Origin of the sequence: Erythrobacter sp. (assembly GCF_030066995.1) — a bacterium.
In the GTDB taxonomy this organism is placed as follows: Bacteria; Pseudomonadota; Alphaproteobacteria; order Sphingomonadales; family Sphingomonadaceae; genus Erythrobacter.
This window is the reverse complement of sequence record NZ_JASJAP010000001.1, coordinates 144,644-165,921: the sequence shown is the minus strand read 5'-3', so window position 1 is coordinate 165,921 and position 21,278 is coordinate 144,644. Positions and strand designations below refer to the sequence as shown.

The 21,278-nt window shown below is 64.1% G+C and carries 28 protein-coding genes; 15 read left to right on the top strand and 13 right to left on the bottom strand.

Features of this window, described 5'->3' with window-relative positions; all coding sequences use genetic code 11:
• Positions 1 to 17 precede the first annotated feature (17 nt).
• From QNI87_RS00825 to coxB, 5 genes are all read right to left on the bottom strand, one after another.
• A complete protein-coding gene (locus tag QNI87_RS00825; RefSeq protein ID WP_300592645.1) occupies positions 18 to 617 on the bottom strand; it encodes a cytochrome c oxidase assembly protein in 600 nt (199 codons plus the stop codon).
• Positions 617 to 745 carry a hypothetical protein gene (locus QNI87_RS00820; protein WP_300592642.1) on the bottom strand — a complete coding sequence of 43 codons (129 nt, stop codon included), beginning with the start codon at positions 743 to 745 and terminating at the stop codon, positions 617 to 619. The genes QNI87_RS00825 and QNI87_RS00820 overlap by 1 nt, the downstream gene beginning before the upstream one ends.
• The gene (locus tag QNI87_RS00815) at positions 742 to 1,707 is read right to left on the bottom strand and encodes a heme o synthase (protein WP_300592639.1); all 966 of its coding nucleotides are present in this window, start codon (positions 1,705 to 1,707) and stop codon (positions 742 to 744) included. The genes QNI87_RS00820 and QNI87_RS00815 overlap by 4 nt, the downstream gene beginning before the upstream one ends.
• Positions 1,708 to 1,813: 106 nt before the next feature.
• Entirely contained in the window at positions 1,814 to 3,526 is a 1,713-nt protein-coding gene (gene ctaD / locus QNI87_RS00810) for a cytochrome c oxidase subunit I (RefSeq protein ID WP_300592636.1), read from the bottom strand.
• Positions 3,527 to 3,585: 59 nt separating this feature from the next.
• Positions 3,586 to 4,599, bottom strand: a complete 1,014-nt coding sequence (coxB, locus tag QNI87_RS00805) for a cytochrome c oxidase subunit II (RefSeq protein ID WP_300592633.1) — start codon at positions 4,597 to 4,599, stop codon at positions 3,586 to 3,588.
• Between the two features lie 255 nt (positions 4,600 to 4,854).
• Between coxB and pyrE the strand changes: the two genes are divergently transcribed.
• Genes pyrE through ruvX form a run of 7 tightly spaced genes read left to right on the top strand, consistent with a single transcriptional unit; the run spans position 4,855 to position 9,654 of the window.
• Positions 4,855 to 5,436 (top strand): orotate phosphoribosyltransferase, encoded by a 582-nt coding sequence (pyrE, locus tag QNI87_RS00800; protein ID WP_300595271.1) that lies wholly within the window; start codon positions 4,855 to 4,857, stop codon positions 5,434 to 5,436.
• Positions 5,437 to 5,446: 10 nt separating this feature from the next.
• Positions 5,447 to 6,202 (top strand): pyridoxine 5'-phosphate synthase, encoded by a 756-nt coding sequence (locus QNI87_RS00795; protein ID WP_300592630.1) that lies wholly within the window; start codon positions 5,447 to 5,449, stop codon positions 6,200 to 6,202.
• Positions 6,199 to 6,495: a pyridoxal phosphate biosynthetic protein gene (locus QNI87_RS00790; protein ID WP_300592627.1), complete on the top strand. Its 297-nt coding sequence runs from the start codon at positions 6,199 to 6,201 to the stop codon at positions 6,493 to 6,495. Before QNI87_RS00795 ends, QNI87_RS00790 begins: the two co-directional genes overlap by 4 nt.
• A 13-nt stretch (positions 6,496 to 6,508) precedes the next feature.
• The gene (acpS, locus tag QNI87_RS00785; RefSeq protein WP_300592624.1) at positions 6,509 to 6,913 is read left to right on the top strand and encodes a holo-ACP synthase; all 405 of its coding nucleotides are present in this window, start codon (positions 6,509 to 6,511) and stop codon (positions 6,911 to 6,913) included.
• Positions 6,914 to 6,970: 57 nt separating this feature from the next.
• The gene (gene lepB, locus QNI87_RS00780; protein ID WP_300592622.1) at positions 6,971 to 7,939 is read left to right on the top strand and encodes a signal peptidase I; all 969 of its coding nucleotides are present in this window, start codon (positions 6,971 to 6,973) and stop codon (positions 7,937 to 7,939) included.
• Positions 7,940 to 7,981: 42 nt separating this feature from the next.
• Complete coding sequence (locus tag QNI87_RS00775; protein WP_300592620.1) at positions 7,982 to 9,187, top strand: DUF3089 domain-containing protein; 1,206 nt, start codon at positions 7,982 to 7,984, stop codon at positions 9,185 to 9,187.
• Entirely contained in the window at positions 9,184 to 9,654 is a 471-nt protein-coding gene (ruvX, locus tag QNI87_RS00770; RefSeq protein WP_300595270.1) for a Holliday junction resolvase RuvX, read from the top strand. Before QNI87_RS00775 ends, ruvX begins: the two co-directional genes overlap by 4 nt.
• Here ruvX and QNI87_RS00765 read toward each other — a convergent pair.
• The 3 genes from QNI87_RS00765 to QNI87_RS00755 are packed head-to-tail and all read right to left on the bottom strand — an operon-like array spanning position 9,651 to position 11,734.
• Entirely contained in the window at positions 9,651 to 10,568 is a 918-nt protein-coding gene (locus tag QNI87_RS00765) for a transposase (RefSeq protein WP_300592618.1), read from the bottom strand. The two genes, ruvX and QNI87_RS00765, sit on opposite strands and share 4 nt — an antisense overlap.
• Complete coding sequence (locus tag QNI87_RS00760) at positions 10,568 to 11,551, bottom strand: hypothetical protein (RefSeq protein ID WP_300592617.1); 984 nt, start codon at positions 11,549 to 11,551, stop codon at positions 10,568 to 10,570. The genes QNI87_RS00765 and QNI87_RS00760 overlap by 1 nt, the downstream gene beginning before the upstream one ends.
• 24 nt (positions 11,552 to 11,575) lie before the next feature.
• Complete coding sequence (locus QNI87_RS00755; RefSeq protein WP_300592615.1) at positions 11,576 to 11,734, bottom strand: hypothetical protein; 159 nt, start codon at positions 11,732 to 11,734, stop codon at positions 11,576 to 11,578.
• Positions 11,735 to 11,860: 126 nt separating this feature from the next.
• On the opposite strand from QNI87_RS00755, the gene QNI87_RS00750 reads away from it, so the two are divergent.
• Positions 11,861 to 12,352: a PaaI family thioesterase gene (locus QNI87_RS00750; RefSeq protein WP_300592613.1), complete on the top strand. Its 492-nt coding sequence runs from the start codon at positions 11,861 to 11,863 to the stop codon at positions 12,350 to 12,352.
• Complete coding sequence (locus tag QNI87_RS00745; RefSeq protein ID WP_300592611.1) at positions 12,345 to 12,746, top strand: PaaI family thioesterase; 402 nt, start codon at positions 12,345 to 12,347, stop codon at positions 12,744 to 12,746. Before QNI87_RS00750 ends, QNI87_RS00745 begins: the two co-directional genes overlap by 8 nt.
• An 18-nt stretch (positions 12,747 to 12,764) precedes the next feature.
• On the opposite strand, the gene QNI87_RS00740 is transcribed toward QNI87_RS00745, so the two are convergent.
• From QNI87_RS00740 to QNI87_RS00725, 4 genes are all read right to left on the bottom strand, one after another.
• Positions 12,765 to 14,957, bottom strand: a complete 2,193-nt coding sequence (locus QNI87_RS00740) for a transglycosylase domain-containing protein (protein ID WP_300592609.1) — start codon at positions 14,955 to 14,957, stop codon at positions 12,765 to 12,767.
• 161 nt (positions 14,958 to 15,118) lie between these two features.
• Positions 15,119 to 15,454: a hypothetical protein gene (locus QNI87_RS00735; RefSeq protein WP_300592607.1), complete on the bottom strand. Its 336-nt coding sequence runs from the start codon at positions 15,452 to 15,454 to the stop codon at positions 15,119 to 15,121.
• A gap of 215 nt (positions 15,455 to 15,669) precedes the next feature.
• Positions 15,670 to 16,659 carry a cobaltochelatase subunit CobS gene (cobS, locus tag QNI87_RS00730; RefSeq protein ID WP_300592605.1) on the bottom strand — a complete coding sequence of 330 codons (990 nt, stop codon included), beginning with the start codon at positions 16,657 to 16,659 and terminating at the stop codon, positions 15,670 to 15,672.
• A 47-nt stretch (positions 16,660 to 16,706) separates the two neighbouring features.
• Complete coding sequence (locus tag QNI87_RS00725; RefSeq protein WP_300592603.1) at positions 16,707 to 17,402, bottom strand: cupin domain-containing protein; 696 nt, start codon at positions 17,400 to 17,402, stop codon at positions 16,707 to 16,709.
• A 71-nt stretch (positions 17,403 to 17,473) separates the two neighbouring features.
• Between QNI87_RS00725 and QNI87_RS00720 the strand changes: the two genes are divergently transcribed.
• The 4 genes from QNI87_RS00720 (at position 17,474) to aac(6') (ending at position 19,831) form a co-directional block, all read left to right on the top strand.
• Positions 17,474 to 18,313, top strand: a complete 840-nt coding sequence (locus QNI87_RS00720) for an oxygenase MpaB family protein (RefSeq protein WP_300592601.1) — start codon at positions 17,474 to 17,476, stop codon at positions 18,311 to 18,313.
• Positions 18,314 to 18,376: 63 nt separating this feature from the next.
• Entirely contained in the window at positions 18,377 to 18,736 is a 360-nt protein-coding gene (locus QNI87_RS00715; protein WP_300592599.1) for a DUF1428 domain-containing protein, read from the top strand.
• 4 nt (positions 18,737 to 18,740) lie between these two features.
• Positions 18,741 to 19,385, top strand: a complete 645-nt coding sequence (locus QNI87_RS00710) for a glutathione S-transferase family protein (RefSeq protein ID WP_300592597.1) — start codon at positions 18,741 to 18,743, stop codon at positions 19,383 to 19,385.
• Positions 19,382 to 19,831, top strand: coding sequence for an aminoglycoside 6'-N-acetyltransferase (gene aac(6'), locus QNI87_RS00705; RefSeq protein WP_300592596.1), 450 nt, complete (start codon positions 19,382 to 19,384; stop codon positions 19,829 to 19,831). The genes QNI87_RS00710 and aac(6') overlap by 4 nt, the downstream gene beginning before the upstream one ends.
• A 6-nt stretch (positions 19,832 to 19,837) precedes the next feature.
• Here aac(6') and QNI87_RS00700 read toward each other — a convergent pair whose 3' ends face one another.
• Entirely contained in the window at positions 19,838 to 20,431 is a 594-nt protein-coding gene (locus tag QNI87_RS00700) for a J domain-containing protein (protein ID WP_300592594.1), read from the bottom strand.
• Between the two features lie 73 nt (positions 20,432 to 20,504).
• Here QNI87_RS00700 and QNI87_RS00695 point away from each other — a divergent pair, with 73 nt between their 5' ends.
• Positions 20,505 to 20,777: a BolA family protein gene (locus QNI87_RS00695; protein ID WP_300592592.1), complete on the top strand. Its 273-nt coding sequence runs from the start codon at positions 20,505 to 20,507 to the stop codon at positions 20,775 to 20,777.
• A 9-nt stretch (positions 20,778 to 20,786) separates the two neighbouring features.
• Positions 20,787 to 21,239 (top strand): NUDIX domain-containing protein, encoded by a 453-nt coding sequence (locus QNI87_RS00690; RefSeq protein ID WP_300592590.1) that lies wholly within the window; start codon positions 20,787 to 20,789, stop codon positions 21,237 to 21,239.
• Positions 21,240 to 21,278: the final 39 nt, after the last annotated feature.

Sequence of the window (21,278 nt, the reverse complement as noted above, 5' to 3'; positions counted from 1 at the left end):
CGTCGCTGGCCAGTGGTTTAGTTTACGCTACGCGCATCGCCCGTCGATACGGGGTCTTTCGCGCGATGAAAAGTGTAACTCAATGTGATCTGTTCGACGTGTGCCATGAAGTCGTCTTCGAGGATCGCGGGGTCGACATAATAGACGACCGGCATCTGGACTTCCTGTCCCGGCTCCAGCGTCTGTTCGGTGAAACAGAAGCATTGGACCTTGTGAAAATAGAGCCCCGCCTGCGCCGGTTCGACGTTGAAGGTCGCCGTGCCGGTGATCGGATAGTCGCCATCGTTGCGCGCGACATAGGTGGCCATGTCGCGCTGACCGATCGTGACCGTGTCGGTCGGCTGGCTGGGCCGGAAGCTCCACGGCACGTCGACCGCAGTCGAGCCATCGAAGCGGATCGACATGGTCTTGCCCGTCGCAGCCGCGGCGGCGCGCGCGGCCTCGGTTTCGCTGGCAATCTGGGTGGTGCCTCCAAAACCGGTGACCTGGCAGAACAGGCGATAGAGCGGGACCGAGGCAAAGCCGAGCCCCACCATGGCGCAAGCCAGCGCGAAGGCCATGAGCCCCGTGCGCGTGTTGGCGCGCTGGGTTTGAGGGTCGAGAGCCACGCCCACCATTATTGCGACCCCAGCCGCGCGATGGTGATTAGGTAGAACAGCACGACAAAGAACAGGAGCGCGCCCGCCACAACCAGGTTGCGCGCTTTCTGGCGGCGCTTGAATTCGGCTTCTTCCTCGGGCGTCATCCGAGGATACCTCCGGCAAGGATACCGGGGCCGATCAACCCTTGCGTCTCCAGAACGCGGTCCGCGACGAGTGAGGCGAACAGCGCGAAGAGGTAAACGATGCTGAACTTGAACAGGCGCTTTTCCTCGACCATCGGATCGGGCGCGTTCGTGGCGGTGTCACGGCGCGCTACCGGCAGCGCCAGCGCGATGAAGAGCAAAGAGAGGGCCACGGCGGTGGTCCCGTAAATCCAGCTTGTCCCCCCGATCAGCCACGGCGCAACCGCAATCGGTGCAAGCACCAGCGTGTAGACCCAGATGTGATTGCGCGTCACCCGCTCGCCCGCAACGACGGGCAGCATCGGAATGCCGACCTTGGCGTAATCGGTCTTCACGAACAGCGCGAGCGCCCAGAAGTGCGGCGGGGTCCAGAAGAAGATGATCGCGAACAGCAGGATCGGCATCGCTGTCACCTCGCCCGTTACCGCGACCCAGCCGATCAGGGGCGGGAACGCGCCCGCACCGCCGCCGATGACGATGTTCTGCGGGGTCGTGGGCTTGAGCCACATCGTGTAGATCACCGCGTAATAGAGGATCGCGGCCAGCAGCAGCGCGGCGGCGAGCCAGCCGACCGCAACGCCCATCAGGAAGATCGAGACACCCGAGAGGAACAGCCCGAAATCGCGCGCGTCCTCGCGCCGAACGCGGCCGGTGGGCAGCGGGCGCTTGGCGGTGCGCTTCATCCCGGCGTCGAGGTCGGCTTCCCACCACTGGTTGAGGACCGCCGAGCCGCCCGCCCCCATGGCGATGGCAAGCACAGCGGTGAAACCCAGCACCGGGTGGATCGAACCGGGCGCGGCCAGCAGACCGCAGATCGCGGTGAAGATCACCAGCGTCATCACGCGCGGCTTGGTCAGCGCGAAGAAGTCGCGCCACTCCGCCGGGAGCGTCTGGATCTGCGTCGGGCTCTGGGTTGCGGTCATAGTCGGTCTAAATCTGCTTTCGAAAAAGAGCGCGCCCCTGCGAGGCGCGCTCCCCTTGTCGTATTCTCGACAACCGGGGGCATTGCCTCACGCCCCGGCTGCCCGGTCACTCCGCTGGCTGCGGAGCCGCGCCCGAGCTGTGATCGTGATAGTCGTGATGATCCTCGATCACGGGGAGGGTCTCGAACTGGTGGAACGGCGGCGGGCTCGACAGCGTCCATTCGAGCGTCGTTGCGCCCTCACCCCACGGGTTGTTGCCGGGCTGGCGTCCCGCAAACAGCGCGTAGCCGATATTGACGAAGAACGGGATGAGCGAGGCCGCGGTGATCCAGTAGCCCAGCGTGCTGATCTCGTGCCAGAAGGTGAACGCTTCGGCGTAGTCGGGATAGCGGCGCGGCATACCCTGCATGCCCAGGAAGTGCTGCGGGAAGAACACCACGTTCACGCCGATGAAGAACAGCCAGAAGTGAATGTGGCTCAGCAGCTCGGAATGCATCCGCCCGCTCATCTTCGGAAACCAGTAATAGAAGCCGGCAAACATCGAGAACACCGCGCCCATCGAAAGCACGTAGTGGAAGTGCGCGACGACATAATAGGTGTCGTGCAGATTGTCGTCGATGCCGCCATTGGCGAGCACAACGCCGGTCACACCGCCCACGGTGAACAGGAAGATGAAGCCCAGCGACCAGACCATCGGCGACTTGAATTCAAGGCTGCCGCCCCACATCGTCGCGATCCAGCTGAAGATTTTCACGCCCGTCGGAACGGCGATTACCATCGTCGCGGCGGTGAAGTACATCTTCGTGTTCACGTCGAGGCCGACCGTGTACATATGGTGCGCCCACACGATGAAGCCTACAACACCGATCGCGACCATGGCGTAGGCCATGCCGAGATAGCCGAACACAGGCTTGCGGCTGAAAGTCGCGACGATCTGGCTGATCATGCCGAAGCCCGGCAGGATCATGATGTAAACCTCGGGGTGGCCAAAGAACCAGAACAGGTGCTGGTAGAGAACCGGATCACCGCCACCGGCCGGATCGAAGAAGGTCGTCCCGAAGTTACGGTCGGTCAGCAGCATGGTGATCGCGGCGGCCAGAACCGGCAGCGCGAGCAGCAGCAGGAAGGCGGTGACCAGCACCGACCACACAAACAGCGGCATCTTGTGCAGGGTCATACCCGGCGCGCGCATGTTGAAGATGGTGGTGATGAAGTTGGTCGCTCCAAGTATCGAGCCCGCACCGGCGAGGTGCAGCGAGAAGATCGCAAAGTCGACCGCCGGGCCGGGCGCACCGGTTGTCGAGAGCGGCGCGTAGACCGTCCAGCCAACGCCAGCGCCCATGCCGCCGCCTCCCGGAACGAACATGGAGAACAGCAGGCTGAAAAAGCCCGCCACCGTCAACCAGAAAGAGACGTTGTTCATGCGCGGAAACGCCATGTCGGGGGCGCCGATCATGAGCGGCACGAACCAGTTGCCAAACCCGCCAATCATCGCCGGCATGACCATGAAGAACACCATGATCAGGCCGTGCGCGGTAATGAACACGTTCCACATGTGCCCCGCCGCCGCGAGATCATCGGGCGAGGAACCGGCCCACCACCACAGATACTGAATGCCCGGCGCGGCCAGCTCGGCGCGCATGATGCCCGAAATCGCCCCGCCGACAATCCCCGCGATAATCGCGAAGATCAGGTAGAGGCTGCCGATATCCTTGTGATTGGTCGACATGAACCAACGGGCAAAGAAGCCCGGCTTGTGATCCGCGCCATGCGCGTGATCATCGTGATGCGCCTGGAAACCTTCAGCAGTGGTGGCCATGGTTCAGATACTTTCCGCTTCGCAACTAACAGTCAAAACTTCGATGGCAGGCCGCGCGCTCAGTTGCCCGACGCCCCTTCGGCGGTTGCTTCTTCAACCGGGGCCTCAGGCTCCGCATCGGCTGCGCCAGGGAGCTCGCCGCCCTGTTCGAGGATCCACGCCTCGAACTCGTCCATCGGCAAGGCCTCCACGGCGATCGGCATGTAGCCGTGCAGTGTGCCGCACAGCTCGGAACATTGCCCGTAATAGACGCCAGGCTCTTCGATGGTGAGCAGCTTTTCGTTGAGACGCCCCGGGATCGCATCCTGCTTGAACCACAGCGAGGGCACCGAGAACGCGTGGATCACATCGGCGGCGGTGGTCTGGATACGCAGCGGAACGCCCGCCGGCACAACCATGCGGTTGTCCACCGCCAGTTGGAAGGGTTCGCCATCGGCAAGCGCGTCTTCGGCCGACTTCATGTTGGAGACGACTTCGAAGCCGCCATGATCAGGATATTCGTACCCCCAATACCACTGATAGCCGATCGCCTTAATCGTAACAGCGTCCTCGGGCGGCGTCTCATACTGACGCGCCAGCAGCGTCATCGACGGTACCGCGATAACGACCAGGATGGCCGCCGGCAGGATCGTCCAGATCACTTCGATAGCGGTGTTGTGGGTCGTCTTCGAAGGCTGCGGGTTGGCGCGGCGGCTGAACCGGACGATCGTGTACAGCAGCAGGCCAAGCACCAGCAGGCTGATGAAGGTGATCACCGGCAGCAGGAAGTAGTCGTGCATCCACAGCGCGTAGGCGCCGGTTTCGGTGTACTGGTCCTGGAACGTCAGCGACTTGAACATCGCGCCTTCGGTGTCGGCGCGCGGGTCGGTCGGCATGCCCTTGTCGAGGGTCGGCGCCATCGGCGTGTAGGCGGGCGGGGCGACCGCCTCCGCCACCGCTTCGGCCCCTTCCGCAAGCTCTTGCGCGGTGGGGGCTTCGTTGTCTTGCGCGAGCGCCGCAGGCGCAAAGGCCGCGCTCAGAAGCGCCGCCAGCGCAAGCAGGGTGACCTTAATCCGGCCGAGTTGTTGACCCATCTCAATGTGCCCAATGCTATCCAATTTTAATCCCATCACGCCCCGCGTCCTGCTCTTTTCAAGCCGATCCGTCATCGGGGGCGGTCCATCGACACTTCGGCCGACGGTGACGCTCCATTAGCCGCGCTTGCTCACACCCTCAAGCGCTTCTAGGGAGAAATTTATGCAAGGGGGCATGCCGCTTGCGCAATTTCGCCTGTCTCCCTGACCCGGAATGGATCCGCACCCCGAATGACCGACACCGCTTTTCCGACCATGACCATGGACGATGTGCTCGCGGAATTCCGCGCCAGCGGAGCGTTACTGGAGGGGCATTTCAAACTGTCTTCCGGTCGCCATAGCGGGCACTACCTGCAATGCGCGCGGGTTTTGATGAACGCAGCGCGCGCCGCGCGTTTGGCCGAGGCGGTAGTGGCGACTATCCCCAGCGACCTTCGCGAGGCGGTCGACGTGGTGGTCAGCCCGGCGATGGGGGGGCTTATCATCGGCCACGAGGTCGGACGCGCGCTCGGCAAGGACGCGATGTTTCTGGAACGGCCCGATGGCGTTTTCCACCTGCGCCGCGGCTTTGCGCTGGAGCCAGGCGCCAGGGTGCTGATGGTCGAAGATGTCGTGACAACCGGCCTCTCCAGCCGCGAAGCGATTGCCGCCGTCGCCAAGGAAGGCGGCGAAGTCATCGCCGAATGCGCGCTGATCGACCGCTCGCTGGGCCGCGTCGATCTCGGCGTCCCCTTCTACCCGCTCGCCGCGTTCGATTTCCCTACATACGAGGAAGCCGACATCCCGCCGCAGCTCGCCGCCGTAGCTGTCACCAAGCCAGGCAGTCGCAAGGAGTGATCCCCCAGCCATGAGCCAAAACCCGCTCAGCCCCGCGCTGCGCCTCGGCGTCAATATCGATCACGTCGCAACAATCCGCAACGCGCGCGGGGGCGATCACCCGGACCCGGTGCGCGCGGCTGAGATCGTCGCGAGCGTGGGCGGCGATGGCATCACCGCACATCTTCGCGAAGATCGCCGCCACATCCGCGATGAGGACTTGGCGCGCATTCAGGACGCAACCGACCTCCCGCTCAACCTCGAAATGGCCGCCACGCGCGAAATGCTCGACATTGCGCTGCGCCACAAACCCCACGCGGCGTGCATTGTCCCCGAAAAGCGCGAGGAACGCACCACCGAGGGCGGGCTCGACGCGGCGGGCCTGCACAACTCGCTGGTGCCTATCGTCGACCAGTTGCGCGAGGCGGGTATCCGCGTCTCGCTTTTCATCGAGGCCGATGAACGACAACTCGACGCGGCTCTGCGCCTGGGCGCGCCTGTGGTCGAGTTCCACACCGGCGAATACGCGCACGCCGCGCTCGATGGCGACAGCGAGAAGGTTGCAAGCGAATTGAAACGGATAAGCGACATGGCCGCGCTCGCGGCCAAGAACGGGATCGAACCGCACGCGGGCCATGGCCTCACCTTCGAGAACGTCCAACCCATCGCCGCCATTCCGCAAATCGCCGAGCTTAACATCGGGCACTACCTGATCGGCGAGGCGGTGTTCACCGGGTTGGAGGCCGCGATTCGGCGCATGCGCGATCTGATGGATGCGGCGCGTTGAGCGAACCTCCTCAAACACCTGGCGTTCCGCCCGAATTGACCAAAGAGCAGACCCGCTGGGCGTTTGCCGCCGCGACTCTGTTTCTCACCGCGATCGGCCTGCTTGGCTACGCCTTTGCAAGCGGCGCGTTTCTGACTTTTGCGCTGGGCTGGGTGGTGTTGCAGATGTTTGGCTATGTCGGCGCCCTGCGATTTGCGCGTGGCGATCTCGCCCATCCGCTGTTCAAGAGCCAGGTGATGCTGCATGGGATGGCGCTCATCCTGCTCATCGGGCTGATGGCGCGGGGCGGATAGAAAGGGGGCGCGTGTGATCATCGGCCTGGGATCGGACCTGTGCAATATCGAGCGGATCGCCAATTCGCTTGAGCGCTTTGGCGAGCGGTTTGAAGCGCGCGTCTTTACCGAGGTCGAGCGCGCCAAGGCCCGCCGCCGCCCCTTCACCATCGCGGGCACCTACGCCAAGCGCTTTGCCGCCAAGGAAGCGTTCAGCAAGGCGGTGGGCACCGGGTTCAAGCGGGGCGTCTTCATGAAGGATATTGGCGTTGTGAACGCTCCCAGTGGCGCCCCGACGCTCGCGCTGACCGGAGGCGCGGCAAAGCGGCTTGAAGAAATGATCCCCGCGGGGCATGAGGCGCACATTCATCTCACCCTAACCGACGATCACCCATGGGCGCAGGCATTTGTCATTATCGAGGCGCACCTTGCGCGCTGACCCACCCGCCACGAAACCCCGCGCGCTAAGCGCAAAAACGCAAAAGAAAAGAAGAACTTGAGCCAATCCGACACCCCCGCATCGTCCCCGCAGGACACCCCCGTCGCCTCGTCCGCGGCCTCACCGGTGAGCGAGAGCGCTGCGAAGCTCGCTTCGGGAGCGGCGACCGGCGATGGCGCCGAAGACGCGGAAGAGAAGGTCAACTGGCTCGCTGAAATCCGCGGCCTTGCGCTCATGCTGCTGGCCGTGCTCGCGTTTCACAGCCTGGTGGCCAAGCCCTTCTACATCCCATCCACCTCGATGATGCCGAACCTGTATGTCGGCGACCGGCTGGTGGTTAGCAAGTATCCCTACGGCTGGTCCTGGGCTTCGGCTAGTTTCCATATGCTTCCGCGCGGGGAATGGCGGGTTCTGCCCGCAACCCCGGAATACGGCGATATCGTGATACCGGTGCACCCGACCCGCAACGAGGATTACATCAAGCGCGTGGTCGCGCTGCCCGGCGACGTAATTGAGGTGCGCGACGGGCGCATCATCCTCAACGGGGAGATGGTCAAACGCGAGGTCGTGCCCCCGGCGCGCATCCCGTTCGAGCCGGACCTGCTGTGCAACGGATCGCCGTGCCTTTCCAATTTCTCGCGCTTCTTGGAGCGTGATGCATCCGGCAAAGCCTATTACGAACCACCCACCTATCGCGAAACGCTGCCCAATGGCGCGTCCTATCTGGTGATCGACCATGACAACCAGCCGCTCGACAACCACGGCCCCTACACCGTGCCGGACGGCCACGTATTCGTAATGGGCGACAACCGCGACGAAAGCGCGGACAGCCGCGCTTCTGCCGAGGCGCGCGGGCTCGGCGGCGCAATCCCGCTCGAAAATGTCGGCGGGCGCGCGGAGTTCATCACCTTCAGTCTCGACGGGTCGACCACCTGGAACCCGATCAGCTGGTTTACGAGCCTTCGCGGCGACCGGGCGTGGACCACGTTGCGGCCCGCGAAATCCGAGACGGTTGCCACCGAGTAACGGTCGCCAAAAACGCTTACCCGCACCGATCCGCACCCGCCCATGGCCAAGAAATTCCTCTATTTCATCGCTGTCTGCATCGTCATCTTCCTTGTCGGCCGCATCGGCTATGCGATGTACGAAGAGGAGATTGCGCGCTTTGTGTTCGTGCCCAGCGCCGAGTTCACCCCGCAGGAACCGCTTGAGGCAAACGCCTACGAAGACCCCGCGCTGTGGATCTCGCGTCCGGGCAAGGGGGTAAGCGATCCGGCCCGCTGGCAGCCCGCTTACGCGCCGCAGGTGGGCGCGGAGCCTGGCGCCCAGCGCGCGCCAAGCACCCCCGGCGCCGCGCCCGAAGCGCCCGATTTCGCGGTCTTCTTCATCCATCCGACGAGCTATTTGAGCCGCGATAACTGGAACGCTTCGATTGGCGAGGAGAGCGACGCGGAAACCGACCGTCTGGCGCGGGTCTACGTGCGCGGTATGGCCAGTCCGTTCAACGCCGCCAGCCAAATCTGGGCGCCGCGCTACCGCCAGGCGACCATGGGCGCGTTCCTAACCGACCAACCCGAGGCGCAAGCGGCCATCGACGCGGCCTACGCCGATGTGCGCGAGGCCTATCGCTTCTTCCTCGACACAATCGGTGAGGACACACCGGTCGTGCTCGCGGGGCATAGCCAGGGCTCGCTGCATCTCTTGCGCCTGCTGCGCGAAGAGGTGATGCCCGGCCCCGTGGCAGAGCGGCTTGTCGCGGCCTACGCGGTGGGCTGGCCGGTCTCGGTCGAGCACGATCTGCCCGTTATGGCGATCCCAGCCTGCGCCACAGCCTTGCAGACCGGCTGCCTCATGTCCTGGTCAAGCTTTGCCGAGCCCGCCGATCCTTCCGCCGTGATCGATACTTACGCAGCGTCCATGGGCTTCGACGGAACGCTGCGGGGCGACAGCCAGATATTGTGCACCAACCCTTTGACGGGCGAGTTCGGCGGTGCGGCGCCTGCCAGCGCCAACCTTGGCACACTGGTTCCCGATGACAGTATCGAGAACGGCGAACTGGTGCCTGCCGGCGTTCCCGCGCGGTGCGATGATCGCGGACTGCTGATGATCGGCGATCCGCCCGAGCTTGGTTCCTACGTGCTGCCGGGCAACAATTACCACGTCTACGACTACCCGCTGTTCTGGGCGAACACGCAGGCCGATGTGGTGCGCCGGGCCAAAGCGCTGGTTGGCGCTGATGCCGCGTCCGAGGCTGAAGCGGAAACCGCCTCCTGATTACCGATAGCGCCCTCGACTTCGCCGAAGCGCTGCCCGAAGGGGGCGTTCTGCTCGGCCTCGATCTGGGTACCAAGACCATCGGCACCGCGCTGTGCGACGCGGGCTGGCGCTTTGCGAGCGCGCACAAGACGCTGGGTCGGGGCAAATGGGGCCGCGACCGCGAACGGCTCGCCGCGCTGATCGCCGAGCGCGGTGTGGCCGGGCTGGTGCTTGGTCTTCCGCGCAATATGGACGGGAGCGAAGGCCCGCGCGCGCAGGCCTCCCGCGCCTTTGCGCGCAATTGCGATGAGGCTTTCGCCCTTCCCGTGCTGCTGTGGGATGAGCGCTGGTCCACTCAGAGCGCCGAAGGAGCGATGATCGCGCAAGGAACAAGCCGCGCCAAGCGCGCCGAAGCGATCGACGCCCACGCCGCCGCCGTGATCCTGCAAGGCGCAATCGACCGGCTGGCTGGCGGGGTGATTTAATCTTGAAGGCCGGCGCGCCGCAGTCTTGCGACCGTCGCGACCATTCTGCTCCCGCACGCCTCACCCTCGCGCCATACCGCGTTCGCCTCGGCGGATGCCATAAGCCCCGCCCGCGCTTCAAAGCTCGCCAATCGCAGCCTCTCGCTCGGGTGGCTCGTCCCCACCCACTGCGCGTAATCGAGCGCTTCGTGCGTCCCGCTCGCCACCGCTACGCGCAGGAACGCCTCGGCCGCGTTGGGGCTCAGAACGCGCGTCACCTGCCCGCGCTCCAGATCGAAACCGTACTGGTCGAACCAGCCTTGCGCGGGATCGACATGCATCACGTTGAGCGAGACCGACAGCGCCTCGGGCGGAAGCTGCGAATGCACATCGACATGCGCGCGGTAGAGCATCAGCTTGCCTTCGCCAAGCGCGCTGCGCTCCACAAACCGAAGCCCCGCATCCTCGCCCGGATAGCCGATCACATCCTCATAGTCGTATTCGTAATAGTCGCTGCGATAGCCGGGCCCGCAATAGCCGCAGGTGAGAAACGAGAAATTGTGATCGTGCGGTACGCCGTAGACAAAGCTCTCCGCGCCGCTGGTTTTGAAGCACAGGTCGATTTCCGAAGGCCAGATATTGGCGCGCAGGAACATGGAGCCGCGCGCATTGCCGCGAAGGCCCGACAACGCGATGGCCTGAGGCCCGTAGCCGCTCTCGATCTCGACCGCCGCGCCGCCGCCAAGCCGGCCGGCAAGCCGGTCAATCAGCAGCTTGGCCAGAAACTCACGGTTGTTGGTCAAGCGACGGAGCCAGAGCGCAGCCTCGCGGCAATTGCCCTCGTCGCGCGGATCGAAACCCAGTTCGGCGAGCGCCTCGATCGCTTCGGGCAGCGAACAGCTCTCGCGGGAGGGATTGTCGATCACGAGCGGCATCAGGGCGTCTCCTCAAGCAGCGCGCGCAACCCGGGCTGCGAACTGAGCAACTGAGCGCGCAGAGCCCTGGCTGGCCGCGCCAAAGCGTCCACAGCGCGCGCGGCCAATGTGTCAAGCAACGCCATCCCGCGCGCCGTATCCAAGGACACAGTCTGGCGCAGCGCCTCCCAGCGCACATCCTTGTCTTCCGAACGGTTGAGCGCAGTCTCTTCCATCACGCCCAGCGCGCTCTCATCGCCGAGCGCGCCCAGCACGCTCAGCGCCATAAGCGCCTGGCTTGCTGACTTGTCCCCGCTGGCAAGGCTCCGCGTGCGCCCGGTTGCTAGATCGACCTCGCGCGTGGGAGCCGGATTTGCGGGCGCGCGGCAAAGCTGGAGGACAAGCAGAGTGCGCTCCACGCGAAGCACCTGACGCGCTTCGGTCCGCGCTCGCGAACGGACCGTGTTGCCGCGTGTCCAGCGCATCGGGAGCGAGCCTATCGCGCCTTCCCCGGACCATGTGTGCACGATGCCCTCCGCCTCGCCGCGCAGCACAATCTCATGCGCGTCGCGGTCGGCGAACAGGGCGCTATCGGGCGCGGGTCGGTTGCCCAATGGTTCGTAAGCGGCCAGATTCAGGGTTGTCCCAGCGCTCTTGAAAAGTTGCAGCGTCGTGAGACCATGCGCGGCGGTGTACCGGAACGGCGCCTCTCCCAACGGATGGCGCTCAACCGCCGCGAGGACACGCGCGCACAGCGTTTCGATGAATTCGTCTGCCGCCGTGTGGTCCATCACAAGCTTGAGGAGCAACGGGCACGCCTCCAGCCCCGCGCCGTTGGCGTAGGCTTCAAGATCGCGCTCGACGCGGTGGACCTCGGGCTGGGCCAACCACTCCTCGCGGACCCGGCACATGGCCGCGCTGCGCTCTTGCGCCCGCGCGCCAGCGGCGAGGCGCTGCGAGGCGTTGTCCCCTCGCAGCGCCGCTATGGAAGGATGCACGCGCATAGCGCCTCCCCTCCCTATTCCGCCTCAGACCACTGCTTCGGGCGGAAGCACGTCGTAAACGTAGACCATGATGTCGACGACGCCGTCCTGATAGGGCGCGCTCGACTGCTGGAGCGATCCGAACAGACCCTGCCCATTCTCAAGGCCGGGCACCGCGCTGATATCAATCTTTGGAAGTTTCATGGTTAATTCCCCTGTGTGCGCGCCGTGCGACATGCCGCGGCGCGAAGGGGAGAGTGACGCGCCCGAAGGCGCGCGTGAAATTAAGATATTGTAATAAATCAATTCCGCCTCCAAGGCGGCGATGCCATGAGCGACACACCCACGCCCCCTTCCAGCCCGAAGGCGCCCGCGCGCTTCGACGCGGCGCAGGCGGGCGAGTTCTTCTTTCGCGGCGGGCATCCCGGCTGGCTGGGCCTGCGCTACAGCGATTCCGGGGAAAACTGGGTCGAACTTGAACTGCCCTGGCGCGAAGATCTGCTGGGAGAACCGCACAGCTCGGTGTTGGCTTCCGGCCCGATCGTGAGCCTTATGGACATGGCAAGCGGGATGTCGATCTGGCAAACCACCGCGGCTTTTGTACCGGTGGCGACGCTCGATCTCAGGGTCGACTATCAGCGCCCGGCGCGCGAGGGCGCAAGCGTGTTTGGCCGGGTGGAATGCTATCGCACGACGCGATCCGCCGCCTTTGTGAGGGGCGTGGCCCATGATGGGGACATCACTGATCCGGTGGCGCATGTCGCGGGCGTGTTCATGACGATCGGCAAGGATCCGCGCCAGAAAGCGGACATGAATGGCTGACACCCCGCCCAGCGATCACCTGCCCGCCTACGCGCGCTCGCTCGGCATTGCGATCGACCGGCTGGAGAACGAATTGCCCGTGCTCACGGTCGATTTCGGGCCGAACGTCGAAGGGCGCCCCGGCGCGTTTCACGGCGGCGCGACGGCGGGTCTGCTTGAGAATGCCGGTTACGCCGCATTGCGAACCGTGCTGCTGAAAGAAGGGCGCGATCCGATCCTGAAACCGATCAACATCACTGTTCAATATCTGTCGGCCGGAAAGCAGAAACAAACCTACGCGCTGGGCCGGATCACCCGGCTCGGGCGGCGCAACGCCAATGTCTGGGTCGAGGCCTGGCAGGACAATCGCGAACGCCCGATTGCAACGGCTGTCATGAACATCCTGATGGCGTGATCGGAACGCGGAGCGCCCCTAGGGCTCGTCTGTCTCGCTGACCAGCTCACCGTTTTCGTCGATTCGCAAACGCACAGGCACGCCGTCGATTTCCGCATCAAGGGTGATGCCGTCCTGATCGAGGCGGATCTGCGAGCCATTGTCATCGAGCGGGATCACCGCCCCATCCTCAAGGTCAAACGGCTGGATCGGGCCTTGCGGATCGGGCGCGCTTGTGGGCTTGGGTTTGGGCGCGGCCTTGAGCGAGAGCGCGCCGCGCATGAAATCCTTCCAGATGCGCGCCGGGAGCGTGCCGCCTGTCACCTTGCCGAGCGAGGAATTGTCGTCGTTGCCGACCCACACGCCGACGACGAGTTCGTCCTCGCCTTCGCCCGCGTAACCCACGAACAGAGCATCGCGCGAATCCTGCGTTGTCCCGGTCTTGCCGTAATTCGCAATCGGCAAGGTCGCCGCCCGGCCCGTACCTTTGTTGATCGCGCGGCGCAGCATCTGCTCCATTTCGGCGTGCACGGTCGAAGAGACGCTGTCCTCCTTGGTGGTGAACAACTCCCACAGCCACTCGCCCCAGCTCGGCTCTTCGGGTTCGAACGCGTAAGGTTCGACCGGAAACTCGTTCGCGGCGAGCCCAGCGTAAGCGCTGGTGAGTTCGAGCAGCGTCATGGTTGAGGTGCCGAGCGCCAGGCTCGGATCGCCCTCGGGCAGCGGCGAGGTCACGCCCATGGCGCGCGCGGTGCGGATGACGCGCTCGCTGCCCAATTCGTTGAACAGCCGCACGGTCGCGACATTGCTGGAGGTTGCGAGCGCCTCCTCCAGAGTGATCTCGTCGGTGTACTTGCCGCCGTAATTCTTGGGGCGATAGCTGCCGGCCTCGATCGGCGTGTTGGGGATCGTGTCATCCACGTCCCAGCCTGCCTCCAGTGCGGCGAGATAGACAAACATCTTGAAGGTGGAACCGGGCTGGCGGCGCGCTTGCGTCACGCGATTGAAGGGGCTCTCGGAATAGCTCTTGCCGCCGACCATCGCGACCACTTCGCCGGTGGGACGCATCGCGACCAGGCCCACCTGCGCCTCTCCCAGCCCGGCGCGCGCAACGACACGGCTGGCCAGCGCCTGAAGCCGCGCGTCGAGCGTGGTGGTGAGCACCTGACTGGCGTATCCGGTTTCGGTCTGGCGCCGGGCAATCGGCAGCGCCCAATCGGCAAAATAGGTGCCGGTGGGCAGATCGTTGCGGGTGCGCGAATCGATCCGCGGCGCGGGAAGCGCATCGGCCTCCACTCGGGTAAGATAGCCCTCTTCGACCATCGCCCCGACCACCAGATCCATGCGGGCTTTGGCCCGCTCGTAGTGCCGGGTCGGAGCGTAGCGCGAAGGGGCCTGCAACAATCCCGCCAGCATCGCGGCCTGTTGCGGGAGCAGGTTTTCCGGTTGGCGGTAGAAATAATGGAGCGAAGCGGCGCGAAGACCATACTGGTTGTCGCCGAAATAGGCGTTGGAGAGATACCGCTCCAGTATCTCCTCCTTGGTCAGCCAGGTTTCCAGCCAGAACGCGATCAGCGCCTCGCGCGCCTTACGGCTGAGGCTCTGCTCGGGCGTGAGGAATGTGAACTTGGCAAGCTGCTGCGTGATTGTCGAGCCGCCGCCCCGACCGGTCCACGCGGCGCGCGCAATTCCGCGCGGATCAACGCCCCAATGCGAATAGAACCGGCGGTCCTCGATCGCGATGAAAGCCTGCGTCACATGCGGCGGCAGGTCCTCGAGTTCAACCGGCTCCGCGACCATTGCGCCCGAGCGCGCTATTGGTGTTCCGTCGCTTGCCAGCAGCGTAATCTGCGGGGCGGCAATCGGCTCCAGGCTCTTCGAAAGCGGGGCGGTGATGGCCAGCCAGGCAACAATCGCAAAAAAGCCAAGCGCCATCGCTGCAAGGATGCGCACCGCCCACCAGCGCTTCTTGCGATACGTCCAATGCGACTTATGCCACCATGGCGCGCGCCGCTGCTCTTCGGTTGCGACAGCGCCATCCAGCTGGCTTAGGCGCGAATCCCAGTCATCATAATCGGGCGAACCTGCGGAGAAACGCGGCGCCGGACGTTCCGACAGTTCGTCTTCGATGTCGAGCGGACGCTGGCTGTCGTAGAGCGCGTAGTAATCGTTGCCCTGCGCGCGCTCGGCATCGTGCGCTTTGCGCCGAAGGAATCGGTCGAACAGGGCCATCCCGAGTGTGTTAGCAGGCTATTACACTTCCTCGCAAGCCTTCGCTCCGCTCCAGAAAAAGAGCGCGACCGGATCAATTCCGACCGCGCTCTTGGACCGATCGACCGGCGTGGGCAGGCGAGCGCTTGCCGCCGCCGGTCTGGATGGTTTTCGAAGTCCTATCAGCCGAAAGCGGCTTCCCACAAGGCGATGAAGGAATCGAAGAAGGACTGAACATCATCGGTGAACGATCCGGTCGAATAGGTCGGTACGGTCACGTCCGTCGAAGTCACTGTGGTGCCGTTGACGGACGTGGCCGAAATGGTCCCGTTGGGGTTGGTCGCCGTTGCCGTCGCGGTCGCGTTACCCGATGTCGAGACCGAGACAGAAGCGCTGGTCTGGCCAGAATTGCTGACAGATGAACTCGCCGACGCATGCGACGACGAGGATTGAGCCACTGCCGGTGAGGCGAAGGCCAGAGCGGCGCTGGCCGCAAGAATTGCACTCTGTCTCGTCATAATAGTTCTCCCACTTCAAGTAATGCGAAAGTCGAGTGGACCTCGGTTTCGCCAGACTATCATAAGATTTTTGAGAGCACGTGTTGTTACAATTGAAACCACTGGTCGCAGAAACGCAAGGCCTCATCCCGTTTCACCGGGCTGCGGACAGAAAAGCCAGGATGTCGTAGCGTAAGGGGAGGAGTCGAAGTGCTGGCTGACCCGTGTGGCGCGACTCAGGCGAGCCTGGCCGCGCTTTCCGGCAGATCCTCGCCAAACACCCGCTGATAATACTCGCTCACCAGCGTCCGTTCGGCCTCGTCGCATTTGTTGAGGAAGGAGAGGCGGAAGGCAAAGCCCAGCGAATTGAAAATGGCCGCGTTCTGGGCCCATGTTATCACGGTGCGCGGGCTCATCACGGTCGAAATGTCGCCGTTCATGAAGCCCTGGCGGGTGAGCTCGGCCACTTTGACCATGTCGGCGATCACCGCGTCTTCGGTCTCGGGCGTCTTCGACTTGACGATCTGCTGCTCGGTCTCGGCCGGGAGGTAATTGAGCGCGACAACCACGTTCCAGCGATCCATCTGCGCCTGGTTGATGGCCTGGGTGCCGTGATACAGCCCGCTCGTATCTCCCAGACCGACCGTGTTGGTGGTCGCGAAGAGACGAAAATAGGGGTTGGGCGTGATCACGCGGTTCTGATCGAGCAGCGTCAGGCGGCCGTCGAATTCGAGCACCCGCTGGATCACGAACATCACGTCCGGGCGACCCGCGTCGTATTCGTCAAAGGTCAGCGCGACGGGATGCTGAAGCGCCCAAGGCAGAATGCCTTCCTTGAACTCGGTCACCTGAAGCCCGTCCTTGAGCACGATCGCGTCGCGCCCGACCAGGTCAATACGGCTGATATGCGCGTCGAGGTTCACGCGCACGCTCGGCCAGTTGAGCCGCGCAGCGACCTGCTCGATATGGGTCGACTTGCCGGTCCCGTGATAGCCCTGCACCATCACGCGGCGGTTATGCGCAAAGCCCGCCAGGATCGCGAGCGTCGTGTCGGGATCGAACACGTAGTCGTTGTCGATCTCGGGCACGTGTTCGGTCGGTGCGGCGAAGGCAGGGACTTGCCAGTCGACATCGACGCCGAACGTGTCGCGCACGTCGATCGTGTGATCGGGCTGTGTAGGTAGCGCTTCGGCGCCAGCGGTGTTGGGAGTAGCGGGAGAATTCATTGCGAGGCACCGGTTAGAACGCGATTGGGCGCGCTGCAAGGGTTGCGTTAAGCAACTTGGCCCGGTGTGGTGATATGACGCAGATGATCGCGCTTGATCCACAGCTGCGCGCCTGTCTTCCCGGCAACCAGACCCGCGGCCTGCCCCGCCGGAAGGCGAATCCAATCGCAGCGCGCATAGCTCTCGCCCTCATGGCTTACATCGCCGTCAAGGATGAGCGCTTCCGCCCCGCCCTCGCCCACGAGCGAAACGCGCGTTCCCGCCTTCCAATGCTCCAGCGCTACGCGCTCATAATCGCGCTCGGCCAGAGGCGCTCGGGTCACGCCGGGGCGCTGCGGATCGGCCTGCAGGTTCAGCGCATTGAGGTCGATCGCGAGCGGCTCCTGATCCTGGGGGTCGAACTGCCATAGCTTCACGAAGATCGTGCAGCCCGTCTCGGAGCCTGGCACATGGCGCGTGCCGACGGGATTGCGGACATAGGTGCCCGCCGGGTAGTCCCCGTGCTCGTCCTGAAAGACGCCGTCGAGCACGATGAATTCTTCGCCGCCGCCATGGGTGTGTTCGGGAAAGGCGCTCCCTTGCGCGTAGCGCACGATGCTGGTCGCGCGCGCCACCTCATCGCCAACACGATCGAGCATCCGCCGCTCGACGCCGGGCATCGGGGAAGCCAGCCACTCGATTGCGTTCGTGTGCGTGAAGACAGGTTTGGAAAAGTCGGCGTTGAGTTCCATGCGAGGAGACATGGGAAGCGCGCCGCCCTCGCAAAACCCCCAAAAGGCTCGAAAAATCCGATCGGGTCGATTACTTTTGTTCCATGGCGAGCCCGATCGAATCCTTGCGCTTGAAAGTCGTCGACCAGGTGCGCGGCGTTTTCAACGATTCCTCGAACGGCCAGAAACCCGTTCCGCCATCGCCCGACGCGCTGTTCGAGCCCAATTCGCCCATCCGCATGGTGCACGCCGATCTGGTGGGCATGATGACCGGCGGGGTGCGCGGGCTTTTGCTCCAGATGCTCCACCCACACGCGCTCCAGGGGGTGCTCGATCATTCCAATTTCCGCGAGGATATGCATGGGCGCCTGCAACGCACCGCGCGCTTCATCGCGGTCACAACCTTCGGACACCGCGACCGGGCGATGGCGTCGATCAAGGCGGTGAACGCCATCCACGCCCGCATCGGAGGAACGCTGCCGGACGGGACCCCCTACAACGCGACAAACCCGCGCACGCTGGCGTGGGTGCACGTTGTCGAGGCGCAAAGCTTCTTGGCAGGCTATCTGCGCCATGTCCGCCCGGATATGCCGGGGGCCGAGCAGGACGAATATTACCGCCAGTTTGCCGTGATTGCGCGAGCCCTGGGTGCGGACCCCGTTCCGGAAAACCGTGCACAGGCCGAAGCGATCTTTCGCGAATTGCGTCACGATCTGAAGACCAGCCCCGAAGCGCGCGAGGTCGCGCAACTGGTGCTTAGTCAAAAGCCGCCCGGAACGCCCCCCGGCGTGCAGGCCATGATCGGCGCCGAAGCGGTCGCAATGCTGCCTGGCTGGGCGGCGCGCATGCTGCGTCTCCAGCGCCCGGTCCTCACTGCCCTGCCAGCGCGCGCGGCGACTTGGGGCGTGGGCCGGACCCTGCGTTGGGCGTTCAAACAAAACTAAGCCCCACGGCGCGGAAATCGGCTATACCGTCTCTCGGGGTCGCTACCTGGAGGGAGAGCGCGCATGTATATCGCCGTGGCCGTCTTGTCTGTGCCCGAAGCCAATCGCGAAGCCTATATCGAAGCCGCCGAATACATGGCCAAATGGTCCATGGATCACGGCGCGCTCGAAGTCGTGGAGTTGTGGGAGAGCAACGTGCCCGAGGGCAAGACCACCGATCTGCGCAAGGCGGTGGCCGCGCCGGACGGTGAGAAAATCGTCGCGGGCTGGGTCGTTTGGCCGGACAAGGAAACGCTCGACAAAGCCAAAGGGGCGATGGAACGCGGCGAAGGGTTCGAAGACTACCCCGAAGGCGATCCGCCCTTCGACGGCTCGCGGCTGATCTTCGGCGAGTTCGAGCCGCTTTTGACGAAAGGACGCTGAAGCGATGGCCGAATTCACCTTCTACACCGTCCCCATGAGCCGGGGACAAATTTCGCGCTGGGCGCTGCACGAGGCGGGCGCGGACTACGAGCACGTCCTGATGGACTGGGCGACCCGGCCCGAGAGCTATCGTGAGATCAACCCGATGAACAAAGTGCCCGCGCTCGTCCATCATCATCGCCAAGACGATGGGGGCACGCACGATCACGTTGTGACCGAAGCCGCCGCGATCAATCATTACCTCGCCGCCACCCATCCCGGCAAAGGCCTTCTGCCCGACAGCCATGAAATGTCTTCATACTTTCGCTGGATGTTTTTTGCTGCGGGGCCTTTGGAGCAAGCGATCATGGCCAAGAGCATGGGCTGGGAAGTCGGCGCTGAGCGCTCGGCAATGGCTGGCTTTGGCACCTTCGATCTCGCCGTCTCGGCGCTGGAGGGGTGGCTCAAGACCAACGATTTCGCCGCCGGAGGCCGCTTCACCATGGCCGACACCTATGTCGGCAGCCAGGTTACTTGGGGTCTGCAATTCGGCACCCTGCCCGACCTGCCCGCCTTCAAAGCCTATGGCGAGCGGCTGACCAACCGCCCGGCTTACATTGAGGCGAAAGGCATTGACGCAAAGCTGATCGAACAAGCGCAGGACGGGTGACCATCGTACTCGAAGCAACCGGGGAGCACGTCGATGAATGGTCGCGCTTGCGCGCCGAGCTTTGGCCCGAAGACACAAAAGAAGCACACGCCGAGGATTTGCGCGAATGGTACCTCGGTGCAAACCCCGACAGGGCCGCGTTCGTGGCAACAGCCAGCAATGACACCCTGAGCGGTTTTGCCGAAGCCACAATGCGGCGCGACTATGTCGAGGGGTGCTCGACCTCGCCCGTTGTCTTTCTCGAAGGGATCTATGTCAAACCAACCGAGCGCGGCAAGGGGATCGCGCGCGCCCTCAGCGCAGCGGTGCGCGAGTGGGGCCGCGCACGGGGGGCAACCGAGTTCGCATCGAACGCGTTGATCGGTAACGAAGACAGCCACGCTTTTCACACGGCGGTCGGCTTTGAGGAAACTCTAAGGGTTGTGTTCTTTTGCCAAAAGGTCTGAGCGCGTTCACGCGAGCGCGGCGCTTTTGCGGAGCAATTGGTAGGCCTCTACGACCTTATTGAGGCGCGTTTCGAAGCTGCGATCCCCGCCGTTGCGGTCCGGGTGATAGCGGCGCACCAGTTCCGAATAGCGGCGGCGCAGGCGGCGTTTGTCGGTATCCGAGCCCAGACCCATGGTCTCCAGCGCTTCGGCTTCTTCGCGGCTCCACTGCCCGGACATCGCCATCTTAGCGGTGCGCTCGGCGCGGCTGCGAATGCCTCCGGCGCGCGCGGAAATGGCTTCCAGCGGATCGTCGAAATCGGCCCAGCGCGGCATCCCATCAACCGCCGCGCGCGGGGAGAAGGCCGCGCTTTCCGTCCGCCAGCCCGAAATCGGCGATTGCGCGGCGAGGATCTCGTCTGCGCTCATGCCTTCGAACCAGTCATAGCCCGCGTTGAATTCGCGCACATGGTCCAGGCAGAACCAGCGATATTCGCCCGGCCCGTCAAACCCGTTGGGACGGTATCCGGGGGCTCGGAATTCACCGGGCTTCGTGCAGCCCGGCCAATCGCACTGCCGATCCACCGTTTCGTAACGCCCATGGAACTTGCTTGAGGCCATAAGCTCTTGAGAATGGCGTCTTGGTTCCCAAATTCCAACCCGTTCCCGCTTGCAAAAAAGGAAACTGCGAAGAATGAGCCGACCGGTTGCCGACGAAATGCGCGAATTGCTTGAGCAGGCCTTCGCCCCCACCAGCCTCGAGATCATAAACGATAGCGCGCACCATGCGGGCCATGCGGGCGATGACGGGTCAGGCGAATCGCATTTCACGGTTGCGATCGAGGCCGAGGCGTTCGCATCCATGAGCCGTCTCGCCCGCCAGCGCGCGGTGATCGCGGCGCTGGGCGACATCGTGGGCGAGCGCGTGCACGCGGTGGCGATCAAGGCGAGCGCGCCGGAAGGATAGAGGCCGGGCATGAGTTCCAAGCCCACGCTTCGCATCCGCCGCGCCGCGCGCAGTCTGGTGATAAGCGGCGCCGGGCGCATTCTGCTGTTCCGGTTCGAGCTGGCGGACCGACCGCCTTTCTGGGTCACACCGGGCGGCGAATGCGATGCGCACGAAAGCTTCAAGGAGGCCGCGCGCCGGGAGCTGTTCGAGGAGACCGGCATCGTCGCCGATCCGGGCGAAGAGGTTGCTCAGACCACGCCGCAATTCGTCACTGTCGAAGGCGAATCGGTACAGGCCGACGAACGCTATTTTCTCGTCCGGGTGGAGCGCGAGGGGATCACCACCGCCCATCACACCGATCTGGAGAAAAAGGTCATGACGCAGCACCGCTGGTTTGCGCCCGAGGAGCTGGACAACTGGCCTGAAGCCATCTTTCCCCAGACCTTGCGCCAGTTGATGGAGACCGCCTGGGATCGCTGATTGCTCTGGCGGCGGCGTCTGGTATCGCTACGCTTGAAG

Coding starts and splice junctions, on each gene's coding strand:
- pyrE (WP_300595271.1), top strand. CDS start 4,855: ATGACCATGGACGATGTGCTCGCGGAATTCCGCGCCAGCGGAGCGTTA.
- QNI87_RS00820 (WP_300592642.1), bottom strand. CDS start 745: ATGACGCCCGAGGAAGAAGCCGAATTCAAGCGCCGCCAGAAAGCGCGC.
- QNI87_RS00825 (WP_300592645.1), bottom strand. CDS start 617: ATGGTGGGCGTGGCTCTCGACCCTCAAACCCAGCGCGCCAACACGCGC.
- QNI87_RS00710 (WP_300592597.1), top strand. CDS start 18,741: ATGGCCGAATTCACCTTCTACACCGTCCCCATGAGCCGGGGACAAATT.
- QNI87_RS00765 (WP_300592618.1), bottom strand. CDS start 10,568: ATGCCGCTCGTGATCGACAATCCCTCCCGCGAGAGCTGTTCGCTGCCC.
- QNI87_RS00740 (WP_300592609.1), bottom strand. CDS start 14,957: ATGGCCCTGTTCGACCGATTCCTTCGGCGCAAAGCGCACGATGCCGAG.
- QNI87_RS00715 (WP_300592599.1), top strand. CDS start 18,377: ATGTATATCGCCGTGGCCGTCTTGTCTGTGCCCGAAGCCAATCGCGAA.
- QNI87_RS00775 (WP_300592620.1), top strand. CDS start 7,982: ATGGCCAAGAAATTCCTCTATTTCATCGCTGTCTGCATCGTCATCTTC.
- cobS (WP_300592605.1), bottom strand. CDS start 16,659: ATGAATTCTCCCGCTACTCCCAACACCGCTGGCGCCGAAGCGCTACCT.
- QNI87_RS00760 (WP_300592617.1), bottom strand. CDS start 11,551: ATGCGCGTGCATCCTTCCATAGCGGCGCTGCGAGGGGACAACGCCTCG.
- QNI87_RS00795 (WP_300592630.1), top strand. CDS start 5,447: ATGAGCCAAAACCCGCTCAGCCCCGCGCTGCGCCTCGGCGTCAATATC.
- coxB (WP_300592633.1), bottom strand. CDS start 4,599: ATGGGTCAACAACTCGGCCGGATTAAGGTCACCCTGCTTGCGCTGGCG.
- QNI87_RS00700 (WP_300592594.1), bottom strand. CDS start 20,431: ATGGCCTCAAGCAAGTTCCATGGGCGTTACGAAACGGTGGATCGGCAG.
- QNI87_RS00755 (WP_300592615.1), bottom strand. CDS start 11,734: ATGAAACTTCCAAAGATTGATATCAGCGCGGTGCCCGGCCTTGAGAAT.
- QNI87_RS00750 (WP_300592613.1), top strand. CDS start 11,861: ATGAGCGACACACCCACGCCCCCTTCCAGCCCGAAGGCGCCCGCGCGC.
- QNI87_RS00815 (WP_300592639.1), bottom strand. CDS start 1,707: ATGACCGCAACCCAGAGCCCGACGCAGATCCAGACGCTCCCGGCGGAG.
- QNI87_RS00725 (WP_300592603.1), bottom strand. CDS start 17,402: ATGTCTCCTCGCATGGAACTCAACGCCGACTTTTCCAAACCTGTCTTC.
- QNI87_RS00735 (WP_300592607.1), bottom strand. CDS start 15,454: ATGACGAGACAGAGTGCAATTCTTGCGGCCAGCGCCGCTCTGGCCTTC.
- QNI87_RS00720 (WP_300592601.1), top strand. CDS start 17,474: ATGGCGAGCCCGATCGAATCCTTGCGCTTGAAAGTCGTCGACCAGGTG.
- QNI87_RS00695 (WP_300592592.1), top strand. CDS start 20,505: ATGAGCCGACCGGTTGCCGACGAAATGCGCGAATTGCTTGAGCAGGCC.
- ctaD (WP_300592636.1), bottom strand. CDS start 3,526: ATGGCCACCACTGCTGAAGGTTTCCAGGCGCATCACGATGATCACGCG.
- QNI87_RS00690 (WP_300592590.1), top strand. CDS start 20,787: ATGAGTTCCAAGCCCACGCTTCGCATCCGCCGCGCCGCGCGCAGTCTG.
- QNI87_RS00745 (WP_300592611.1), top strand. CDS start 12,345: ATGGCTGACACCCCGCCCAGCGATCACCTGCCCGCCTACGCGCGCTCG.